The 351-nt window shown below is 50.4% G+C and carries 1 pseudogene; it reads left to right on the plus strand.

Annotation, left to right across the window (positions count from 1 at the left end):
* Positions 1 to 112: 112 nt before the first annotated feature.
* A pseudogene (locus tag AUR66_RS22695) lies at positions 113 to 351 on the plus strand (hypothetical protein); the annotation flags it as partial.

Consider the following 351-nt stretch of genomic DNA (forward strand, 5'->3'; position numbering starts at 1 on the left):
AAATCGCTCTCTCGCTGAGTCATTACTTGAAATTCCTGCAGGTGACTCCGATGCATGGACTGATCGCACGTTCCACTTAACCGAATTTTCGATTCTAAACGGGCGATCGTGGGTGTACCGCTCAGTTCCACACGAAACTCACATCCGAGAGATAAACGCCACAGAATATGACGGGTTGATACAAAAACTGAACGAGGCGCTGGAACAAGCGAGAGGCTCGGCTGTTGTGCCAGCCGATGGGCTCGTCTCGTGGACAACTGAAGCAACAGAGTACAAGCTAGATTGGAACACTCTCTACCGGCACACCGGAACGGATGCTTATGTTGGGTATGATTTGGAGCGACTACAACA

It is taken from the genome of Haloferax profundi (genome assembly GCF_001469865.1).
Classification (GTDB): domain Archaea; phylum Halobacteriota; class Halobacteria; order Halobacteriales; family Haloferacaceae; genus Haloferax; species Haloferax profundi.